The 9,839-nt window shown below is 29.8% G+C and carries 8 protein-coding genes; all 8 read right to left on the reverse strand.

What is annotated here, in order from left to right:
* Nucleotides 1-82: 82 nt before the first annotated feature.
* The 8 genes from COL3_RS21815 to sppA all read right to left on the reverse strand — a co-directional run bounded on the left by COL3_RS21815 (nt 83) and on the right by sppA (nt 9,486).
* Nucleotides 83-811, reverse strand: a complete 729-nt coding sequence (locus COL3_RS21815; protein ID WP_008427238.1) for a hypothetical protein — start codon at nt 809-811, stop codon at nt 83-85.
* Between the two features lie 111 nt (nt 812-922).
* Nucleotides 923-2,332 (reverse strand): HAMP domain-containing sensor histidine kinase, encoded by a 1,410-nt coding sequence (locus COL3_RS21820; protein WP_008427236.1) that lies wholly within the window; start codon nt 2,330-2,332, stop codon nt 923-925.
* Nucleotides 2,319-3,005 (reverse strand): response regulator transcription factor, encoded by a 687-nt coding sequence (locus COL3_RS21825; protein WP_008427235.1) that lies wholly within the window; start codon nt 3,003-3,005, stop codon nt 2,319-2,321. The genes COL3_RS21820 and COL3_RS21825 overlap by 14 nt, the downstream gene beginning before the upstream one ends.
* A 132-nt stretch (nt 3,006-3,137) precedes the next feature.
* The gene (locus COL3_RS21830; RefSeq protein ID WP_008427234.1) at nt 3,138-4,526 is read right to left on the reverse strand and encodes a peptidoglycan binding domain-containing protein; all 1,389 of its coding nucleotides are present in this window, start codon (nt 4,524-4,526) and stop codon (nt 3,138-3,140) included.
* A 157-nt stretch (nt 4,527-4,683) separates the two neighbouring features.
* Nucleotides 4,684-6,342: an NAD(P)/FAD-dependent oxidoreductase gene (locus COL3_RS21835; protein WP_099716719.1), complete on the reverse strand. Its 1,659-nt coding sequence runs from the start codon at nt 6,340-6,342 to the stop codon at nt 4,684-4,686.
* 180 nt (nt 6,343-6,522) lie between these two features.
* Entirely contained in the window at nt 6,523-7,932 is a 1,410-nt protein-coding gene (locus tag COL3_RS21840) for a peptidoglycan binding domain-containing protein (RefSeq protein WP_008427232.1), read from the reverse strand.
* A 65-nt stretch (nt 7,933-7,997) separates the two neighbouring features.
* Nucleotides 7,998-8,495 (reverse strand): RDD family protein, encoded by a 498-nt coding sequence (locus tag COL3_RS21845; protein ID WP_008427231.1) that lies wholly within the window; start codon nt 8,493-8,495, stop codon nt 7,998-8,000.
* Complete coding sequence (gene sppA, locus COL3_RS21850) at nt 8,479-9,486, reverse strand: signal peptide peptidase SppA (RefSeq protein WP_008427230.1); 1,008 nt, start codon at nt 9,484-9,486, stop codon at nt 8,479-8,481. The genes COL3_RS21845 and sppA overlap by 17 nt, the downstream gene beginning before the upstream one ends.
* Between the last annotated feature and the right edge of the window lie 353 nt (nt 9,487-9,839).

Below are 9,839 nucleotides of genomic sequence, written 5' to 3' on the forward strand. Positions count from 1 at the left end.
CTCCTTGCCTGATGAAAAATATCCATGGCAACTTTGGACTTGTTTTTTATTTTCATGTGCCTTATTACAAATTTTCTTTATATTATTGTGCTATACTAGTTGTTTTTGCAGCTTCTGCAGCCTGACGAGCCTCTTTTATTTTTGCTTTAGCATCTTTATTTGATAAGCCCGTAATATCTACTCCTAATTTTGATGCCTCTGCTGCAATTATTTTCTCTCTTGCTTGTTCAGCTGTTAATCCTGTTATATCAACGCCTAGCTTTGCTGCCCTTTGTGTTAATTTATCAGTTATCACTTGTTTCTTAGCTTCAACAGCTGCTTTGATTTTTGCTTTAGCGTCTTGATTTGATAAACCAGTAATATCCACTCCTAATTTTGATGCCTCTGCTGCAATTATTTTCTCCCTTGCTTGTTCAGCTGTTAATCCTGTTATATCAACACCTAGCTTTGCTGCCCTTTTTGTTAATTTATCAGTTATTACTTGTTTCTTAGCTTCAACTGCTGCTTTAATTTTTGCTTTGGCATCTTTATTTGATAAACCAGTAATATCCACTCCTAATTTTGATGCTTCTGCTGCCATTATTTTTTCTCTTGCCTGTTCATTAGTTAACCCGGTAATATCTATTCCTAATTTTGATGCTTTTTCTGAAAGTTTTGCAGCTATCTCCTGTTTAGTTAATTGTTTAGTCTGAGTTTGTGCTGCTGTTGTTCCTTGATTTTGTGACGCCGCTGTATCAGCAAATGCTGGAACAATACTTGATATTCCTATTAAAGCTGCAACAGCAATTCCTAATATTTTCTTCTTGTTCATATTCATTCTCTCCTTTTATTTCTTAATAAAAAATGTATTTGCAAATCATTAATAATACTTTACAAATACATAATAAAATCTTTTTGTGAAATTTATGTGAAATGAGGCAAATTATAAACTAGGTATTTCTAAAGAAAAAATCACGCCATCTTCTATATTTTCTACCTTAGCGGCTCCATTATGGAGCACAGCAATTAACCTTACTAATGATAAACCAATTCCGTGTCCTCCATAATTCCTAGATCTTGCCTTATCAATCTTATAACATACATCCCAAATTTTACTTAATTCTTTTTCTGGTATATTATCTCCAGTGTTAAAAACATTTATTCTAATTTTTCCATTATCCTTTTCCACATTTACGCTAATAATTTTTTTCCCACTTACATGATCAATAGCATTAGTAATAAAGTTATTTATAGCTTTTTCCAGCATGTCAATATCGCCATTAATTTTGCAATTTTTTAGACAGTTAAAATTAAAAGTAATATTTTTGTCAATAAATACTTGATTAAATCTTTCCACAATCGTAGATATAAATTCATAGATATCAAAGGCTGTAATATTTAATTTGACCATACCGCCTTCCATCATAGAATAATTTAAAAGTTCCTTAACTAGCTTATCCATTCTGTCACATTCTTCTACTAAAATAGAACAATATTTATCAACTTTTTCTTTATCATTAACTACACCATATTTAAGGCCTTCGGCATATCCCTTAATTATTCCTATTGGTGTTTTTAATTCATGAGACATATTTCTAATAAGTTCTTTTTTGCGTTCAACATCTTGTTTTAATTCATTTATACTTCTATTTAGCTTATCAGAAATTTTATTTATACTGTCCCCTAAATCTCCAATTTCATCTTTTGAATTAACACTCACAACTTTATCAAATTTAAGGTTAGATATATTTTCAGCAACCTTGCTCATTTCTATAATTGGTTTTGTTATCTTTTTTGAAAAAATAAGTATAAATACAGCGCCAACACCTATTACTATACATCCAGCTAATATATAAAACTCATTAGCAATTACTACACTGTCATGAATACTTTTAAAAGCTTTTTTTAAAATAATATAATCACCATTATCCATTTGTGAAATAAAAACTAACTTTGTATTCTGGTCGTTGTTTTTTTCATCTATATAATATACAAATTTTTTAGAAATTTTCTTCTCATTTTTTGAAATAGTTTGTCTTACCTCTTTTGATATGCGTTTTTCCTCATCCACCGATTTTGGGTGAATCGAATTGTATTTTACATTATAATTTTTATCAACAATTATAGTATTTATATTATCTACATTTTGTACCATATCAGCATATTCAAAGCTTTCTTCGTTACCACTAATATATTCATCTTTAATTTTTTCACTTACTGATACCAATGATCCTTTATTTTTATAAATATAATATGATTCTAAGAATATTGAATTTAAAATTATCCCACCTAAAACTAATGAAACCATAAGTATCATAAATATAAAAAACAGTTTTGTTTTAATTGTCCTCATTTTTTTCTACCTCGAACATATAGCCGCTTCCACGTACTGTCTTTATACAATTTCCTTGATCTAAAAGTTTAGCTCTCAAAGTTTTTATATGTGTATCTATAGTTCTCATATCTCCCTCGAAATCGTATCCCCATATTTTATCTAAGATTTGTTCTCTTGTTAGTACTGTATTAATATTTTTAACAAAATATATGAGAAGATTATACTCCTTTGGATTTAATTTAACTTCTAAATCATTTATACTTACCTTATGAGTTCCTTGATTTATCTTTATTTTGCTAGCAGTTATTTCATTTGAACATTCTTTTTTTATCTTTCTCACAAGATTATTAAGACGTGCAATAAATATCTCATAACTAAAAGGCTTTCCTATATAATCATCTGCACCCTTTTTTAGTCCTAAAAGTTCATGCTTTTCATCTCCTAATGCTGTGAGCATTATAACTGGTACTTCTGAATGTTCCCGAATTTCATTAAGTACTTCCCACCCATCATATATAGGCATCATTACATCTAGTATTACTAGATCTATGTCTTTATTACTAAAAAATATATCTATTGCTTCTTTTCCATTACAAGCTTCTATTGGAATATAACCTTCTTTTTTTACTATATCGCATACAAGATCTCTAAATACATTGTCATCTTCTGCAATAAGAATTTTTATATCCATACATTCACCTCTTACAATAATAGTATAACAAAAGCAGGTTTAAGACTTTTCATCTAAACCTGCTTTTATATTAACATAACTTTGTACATCAATAGTATTACAATTTTATGAATAAATATAAATTATAACACCTTACTCATCATATACTACAATTGGAGTTCCTGGATCAATATTTTCAAATATTGTCTTTGCTACATTATATATAGAATTTACACAACCATGAGAACCATTTGTCATATAAATCTTTCCACCAAATTCACTTCTCCAGCTTGCATCATGAATTCCAATGTTTCCATTAAAAGGCATCCAGTAATCAACCGGTGAACTGTAATCTTCTCCCTTTAGTGTTGCATTTTTTTCTTTATAATTTAAAACATAAGTCCCTACTGGTGTCCCTGTATTATTACTTACATTACCTGTAACAACATCTCCTTCAACAATTAAAGCTCCATTTTTATAAAACCATTCATGTTGCTTTGTCAAATTAACTTCTACATATGTATTTCCTATATCATTGCTTCCCCTAACCATTGCAGTCTGTGAAAACGCTGGCTCTTTAGTAACATCTTGTCCATTCTTTACAATTTCTATTAGATCTTTTACCTCTTTAGCATTATTAACTATCCACCCGTAATTACCACCACTAACCTGCACTGTTTTTTTAGAAGTAGTAACAAAATTTCTTGTATTTCCAAAAGTATTAAAAATACTTGATATTCTATAAACATAGTTCCTTACTTTATTTTCATCAAAGGAAATTTCCATATCATTATTAACCTTAAGCCAATTGTGTATTGTAGAACCATCCAAAACCTCTGTTTTATCTCCAGAATTGTATGTAACTTTTACGCCCACATACTTATCAAGAGTATTTTTTGTATCTAAAGTCTCCTGCGATTTTGAAGTATACTTTGGCTTTTCATAGGCATCACTTGAATTTAAATCTAATTTTGTTTTTCCATTAAGAATTGCATTTCCTACAACATCATGCAGCGCATCTTTATTTATTTTATTCCCTAAAGCCTCATCAACAATTTCATAACTTCCATCTTTGTATTCGAAGCTGGCACTTTTCGGTTCAACTATATTTTTATTATTAACACAAGAAAGATTATCTAATGATTTATTTAATAAGTCCTCGTTATAAGTTACTACCTGTTGCATATCTGAATTATTCTTCTTAAAAACTGCTCCAATCCATCCAAAAGGATTTTGATTGCGTTTTAATTCCTTAATTTTATCACTATCATATTTTAATCCAATATCAGCAGCTTTAATTTCTTCTTTAGTATCACCTCTTTCATCTAATTCCAATGAATACGAATTTATTTCAGATGATAACGCACTTTCGGCTTCTTCTACAGTTTTTCCCGAAATATTAACTCCATTAACCACAGTGCCAGGGTGAAAATGATTTGCAAAGTATACTGTTGTTCCTAAGTACATGGCAGCTAAAGCGCTAAGAGAAATTACGATCCCTGGAATAATTTTGCTACGTTTATTAACTCTTTTTTGTCTCATTTTTAATTACTCCCTTCCTTGTACTATTATACTAAAAAATTCAACTTATTTGCACTTTCTTTTATATTTATATTACACTATTTTGTCTAAATAATGAGTAAAAAAATAAAAGCTGCATCAAAATAAAGATTAAATTCTTATTTTGATGACAGCTTATTTAAATTTTTTGGCAAAAACTTGCAATATCATTTGCAGCTCTCATTGCGCTATTTAAAGAACCTTCTATCCAACCATGTGTTAATGAAATATGCTCTCCAGCAAAATATATCCTATTATTATATTCTGGTTTTGCCATTGCATATGAAAAAAGAGTTTGCTGCTCAGGCATAAAATAGCAGAATGCTCCATAAAAACCTTTCTCCCTATTCCAGCCAACAGTTTTAAAGTCCTCCACTACTGAATCAAGGTATCCTTTCTCAAGACCATGCACCTCTTCAACTTGTCTTTTTATTTTATCAATACGTTCCCTATCTTCTAAATTAGCAGTACGTATTGCATCTAAATTTAAATTATAGGATGCTAGTAATACTCCAGGATTATTGCGCATTCCGGTGGCTACCTGTTTATTGAATAATTCAACAGGGGCTGCAATATTATTGTGACTAGGATACCATATGGTTTCGATTGGCAAATCTGTACTTGAGCCGCCTCCAATTATCCTTTCATTTTCATTGCCTCTTTCCCAAAACCTGTCATTACACAAAAAAGCAGTTTTTTGAGAAGATGTATAAAATACTTCCTTTATTGCCTGCATTTTTTCTGGGCTGAACATAGGATATATATTTACACTGCGCAGGCTTGAAAAAGGAATTGTACAAATAACAAAATCAAAACTTTCATTAAAGCTTCTAAAAGTTCTCTCATCAATATATTCTAATACAACTTTATTAGATATATCTTCTTTAGATATACTTGTTACAGTTTTTCCATTATTAAAAACTACATTCCCTAAATCAGCAGCTTGAATATTGTATCTTCCCATTTCTTTTGGATCATTTGACAATATAGAATTATAAATGGAAATTGGAAAGTTGACCATACCTCCAACAATTTCATACCTATATGCATAATCTACAGTATATTCCTCAATGAGATTTTCTGTATAGCTGTTATAATAAAAGTCCCCTAAAAATGGAGCAACTCCAGATATCATTTCGATTGCACCTTCGCTTACTCCCATTTTTTCGAGTACTTTTCTAATTCCTAGACTACCTAAATACTGAATTGTCAAAGAATATTCTTTTTTAATTTCCAATAATTCTTTCCTTATTGCTGGAGTTATTTTTGATAAATTGCTTGCTAAAGCATCATTTATAATCTTTTGCCAAGGTGTAATTCTTTCCTTTGGCGTTAAATTAAATTCAGGATAGATATTTTCCATTACACTTATGCCTTGAGGATCATTTCTTGCCCGTTTATGTCTAACATAAAAAAAAGCATTATCATTATTTTGAATAAAGGGCCTTGTCCTTAAACCAAAAGTGTTAATATAATGCCAGGTAGTTTCATGAACTATTGGTATTCGCATAGCTCCAAGTTCTGCATAAAATCTTTTTTCTGGATCAAAATAATGAGTATAAATTCGTCCGCCAATACGGTTTTCTTGAGTTTCAAATATAGTTATATCAAAACCAAGCTTTCTTAGTTCAAATGCAGAGGCCAGTCCTGCAATCCCTCCACCTATTATTCCAACTTTAATGCCTCTGCAGCTTCCAGGCATTGAAATTGTTGTAATATCTTGTGGTGGACTTAAGAGCTTTATAATATTTTGAAAATCTTCAGTTCGATTTGATTCTTGAAGTGTCATATATAACATTTTATGTCTTTCTTCATCAGTTGGATTATCCGGCTGCACATATTTAACTTGTCTATGTTCAAATGTCAAATAAATACAACTCCTTTAAATGAAAATTTCTATATTTAAATATACTATTGTAAGAATAACAAAAGACCAGCAAAATACTGGTCTTTTAGAAAAATATAAAATTGAATATTCCTAGTAATAACAAACGACTGGGCTGCCTTCGTCAATATTGCTAAAGATAGTGCTTGCTAAATTATAAGGCGCATTTACACATCCATGGGAACCATTTGTCAGATAAATATTTCCTCCAAAGACTGATCTCCAGCTTGCATCATGAATTCCAATGCCTCCATTAAATGGCATCCAATAATTAACTGGTGCACTATATCCTTGTCCTTTTAGAGTAGCATCTCTTTCCTTATATTTTAGTGAATAAACACCTGATGGTGTTCCACAATTATTACTTACATTACCTGTAACAACGTCGCCTTCTGTTATTAGAGATCCGTTTTTATAATACCATAAATGTTGTTTTGACAAATTAACTTCTACATAAGTATTGCCTATATCATTTTTGCCATGAGCCACTGCATTTTGGATATATTTAGGTTCCTTTGTTATAGTTTTCCCATCCTTAATGGCTGAAATTAAATCTTTCAATTCTTCCTTTTTATTAATTTCCCAGCCATAATCACCACCGCTAACTTTTATATTAGTTCCTAAAGATGTAACGAAATCTCTTGCTTTTCCCACAGTATTATAGGTATTAGAAAGTTTATCTAAATAATTATTTATCTCCTTCTCATCGAAAGTAACTTCAAGATTTTCATTTACCTTAAGCCATTTATTTATTGTAGATCCATCTAAAACTTCACTCTTATCCCCAAAGGTATAAGTAATTTTAGTAGATATATATTTATTAAGAATATCCTTAGTATCACTAACTTCTTTTGAATCTTTAGTGTATTTAGGCCCTTCATAACAATTTGCTGCATCCAAATCTAATGTAGTTTCTCCCTTAAGAATAGCATTTACAATATTATTGTATAAACTATCCTTATCAATTTTACTACCAGGAATCTCGCTTACAATTTTGTATCCGTCACTTCCATATTCAAAAGTAGGATTTTTAGGCTCAATTACATTGTTATTATCTAAACAAGAAAGTTTATCAACACATTCTTTTAATAGTTTATCATCATAGGTTACAACATCCCCTATTTCTATTTCTTTTTTATCCCAAAGGGCAGTAATCCATTCTAATGGATTTTGTTTATCTTTTAGTTCCTGAATCTTTCCACTAGAATTATACTTCAAATTAATATCAGACCCTTTAATTTGATCCTTCACATCTCCTCTTCCATTTAACTTAAGTGTATATTCCTCAATTTTCGTTGGCATTTGTGAATCTACTTCTTCTACAGTTTCCCCAGCAACATTAATGCAATTAACTGTGGTACCAAAATAAAAATGGTTAATAAAAAACATTGTAACCCCTAAGTAAACAGCAAGTAATGCGGAAAAAGAAATAATAATTCCTATTATAATTCTTCTGTTGTATTTACTCTTATTTTTGCTGTGTCTGTCTTTTCGTTTTTCCATAATAACGTCTCACCCCATAAATATTATAATACCATATTATGGAAAAATAAACGTGTTTTTTTATTTTAAATTAATTCTTTTCTACCATCATCGGAAACATATATAGGCTCTACATTATAAACTACTAAAGTATCACTTAGAATATCATGAAGTGCACGTTTTTTTGAATCTATTCCAATCATAATATATCCTATAAATAATATTAATCCACTTAAATATCTTCCAATACTTTCACGATAGATTATAGTAAATAATAATGGCTTTTCATATGAAGCTGTGCATACCTTAAGCTTGAATAATTTTTTCCCTAAAGTTCCACCACAATAATATGTTGTTAAAATAAAATACATTAACCCCAATAAGTAAATCAAAATATCAAATATAGAGAATTTAAATAAAATAGGCTTTACAAGAAATATTTCTGGATTCATCATATTTATAATAAATTTAGGTATTTTTATAATAAGTAATGCAATGCCCACAAGAATACAATCAATTATATACGCTGAAAGTCTTACAAAAAAACCTGCATGTATTATATTTTCATTATTTTGTTTCAGCATAATACATCAAGCCTCCATTATTTTCTTTTTCTAATTGTTCAGAAATCACCTGTGCATCTGATTTAGGTTTTAAACTTTCTGCCTTTGCAAATAATGAAGAAAGAATATTTGATTTATTCTCTGGCGTAAATATTTCTACATCTTTCCCTACAGTGTCTAACATACTTTTCTTCATATTTTCATAAGTGTCTATATTGTCAATTAACCCCAAATCCAAAGCTTGTTTAGCCGAGTATACACGTCCATCTGCAATAGGCTTAACTTTGTTTATGTCCATTTTTCTTCCTTCTGCTACAACACCTGTAAATTGTTCATAAGCTTCATCAACTAAGCTTTGCATGATTTTATGTTGTTCATCTGTCATCTCCATTCCTGGAGATCCCATTGCCTTATTAGGTCCACTTGTAATATCTATTTCCTTAATTCCGAGCTTATCATATAAACCTTTTACATTAGTTGATGATACAATTACTCCAATGGAGCCTGTCCATGTATTTCTGTTAGCATATATCTTATCAGCTGCCATAGATACATAATATCCTCCTGAGCATGCTTCTGATGCCATATAGGTCCATACAGGACATCCCTTTTTTTCTTTATATTCCTTTAACTTTAGATAAAGCTCATCACTTTCATAAACACCTCCACCAGGACTATCAACATATAAAATTATACCTTTATTATTTTTTGATTCTATCATTGAATCAATATATTTTAATATTTGTTTATGATTATATGATTGTGTATTCTGAAAAATATTAGAAGAATCCGATGTATCCTTAATAGTACCTTCTACTTTAACTACCCCAATAAAATCTTTATTAGGTAATGCAATTTTTTCAGAATTTAACATTGACTCTAAAGTTTTTTTTGTTTGATCATTTTTACTAACCATGTTGTCTGAAATTGTTTTTGTGATAACACTTGCTACATTAATAAATACAAACGCTACAGCAGCTGCTATCAAACCTATAATTTGCTTTTTATTCATTCACTAATTACCTCCATTTTTTGAATATATCTTAACTAATACTATTTGATTATACAAGAAAAAATTTACTATAGTATTAAATTATTCTTAATTTTTGTCTATTTTTTAGATAAAATGGAATTATTGGCAAGGACTCAGCTGGAATTATGGAGGTTAAAACTGCTTCTATATAATGCATAAGATTTTAAAATAGAGCTCTTCTATTTTTAAAAAATACTAAAAAATTATATACAATAACTAAAAAAACCTAAAGTAAGAATGTAAACTTAGTTACGTATTTCCTACTTTAGGCTAAATAATTTGGTGGCTCACCCGGGAATCGAACCCGGGACACCATGATTAAAAGTCATGTG

This window comes from Clostridium sp. LS, assembly GCF_002760435.1.
In the GTDB taxonomy this organism is placed as follows: Bacteria; Bacillota; Clostridia; order Clostridiales; family Clostridiaceae; genus Clostridium.